Source organism: Streptomyces sp. NPDC088733 (assembly GCF_044751185.1).
GTDB lineage: Bacteria > Actinomycetota > Actinomycetes > Streptomycetales > Streptomycetaceae > Actinacidiphila.
Genome location: NZ_JBIVLH010000058.1, coordinates 3,282 through 4,631, shown reverse-complemented (window position 1 = coordinate 4,631; position 1,350 = coordinate 3,282). Strand labels below are relative to the sequence as shown.

At 56.5% G+C, this 1,350-nt stretch carries 1 rRNA gene (cut by a window edge); it reads right to left on the bottom strand.

Features of this window, described 5'->3' with window-relative positions:
- Positions 1–1,350 (bottom strand): 23S ribosomal RNA (locus ACIP64_RS41390) (its annotated part continues 1,381 nt past the right edge of the window); the annotation flags it as partial.

Sequence of the window (1,350 nt, the reverse complement as noted above, 5' to 3'; positions counted from 1 at the left end):
CTGGGCTTCCACATCCGGCCTATCAACCCAGTCGTCTACTGGGAGCCTTAACCCCTCAAGGGGGTGGGAGTCCTCATCTCGAAGCAGGCTTCCCGCTTAGATGCTTTCAGCGGTTATCCCTCCCGAACGTAGCCAACCAGCCATGCCCTTGGCAGGACAACTGGCACACCAGAGGTTCGTCCGTCCCGGTCCTCTCGTACTAGGGACAGCCCTTCTCAAGACTCCTACGCGCACAGCGGATAGGGACCGAACTGTCTCACGACGTTCTAAACCCAGCTCGCGTACCGCTTTAATGGGCGAACAGCCCAACCCTTGGGACCGACTCCAGCCCCAGGATGCGACGAGCCGACATCGAGGTGCCAAACCATCCCGTCGATATGGACTCTTGGGGAAGATCAGCCTGTTATCCCCGGGGTACCTTTTATCCGTTGAGCGACGGCGCTTCCACAAGCCACCGCCGGATCACTAGTCCCTACTTTCGTACCTGCTCGACCCGTCAGTCTCACAGTCAAGCTCCCTTGTGCACTTACACTCAACACCTGATTGCCAACCAGGCTGAGGGAACCTTTGGGCGCCTCCGTTACCCTTTAGGAGGCAACCGCCCCAGTTAAACTACCCACCAGACACTGTCCCTGATCCGGATCACGGACCGAGGTTAGACATCCAGCACGACCAGAGTGGTATTTCAACGATGACTCCACAATGGCTGGCGCCACTGCTTCAAAGTCTCCCACCTATCCTACACAAGCCGAACCGAACACCAATATCAAGCTGTAGTAAAGGTCCCGGGGTCTTTCCGTCCTGCTGCGCGAAACGAGCATCTTTACTCGTAGTGCAATTTCACCGGGCCTGTGGTTGAGACAGTCGAGAAGTCGTTACGCCATTCGTGCAGGTCGGAACTTACCCGACAAGGAATTTCGCTACCTTAGGATGGTTATAGTTACCACCGCCGTTTACTGGCGCTTAAGTTCTCAGCTTCGCCCCGACGAATCAGAGCTAACCGGTCCCCTTAACGTTCCAGCACCGGGCAGGCGTCAGTCCGTATACATCGCCTTACGGCTTCGCACGGACCTGTGTTTTTAGTAAACAGTCGCTTCTCGCTGGTCTCTGCGGCCACCACCAGCTCAGGAAGCAAGTTCCCTCACCAGCAATGGCCCCCCTTCTCCCGAAGTTACGGGGGCATTTTGCCGAGTTCCTTAACCACAGTTCACCCGAACGCCTCGGTATTCTCTACCTGACCACCTGAGTCGGTTTAGGGTACGGGCCGCCATGAAACTCGCTAGAGGCTTTTCTCGACAGCATAGGATCATCCACTTCACCACAATCGGCTCGGCATCAGGTCTCAGGACG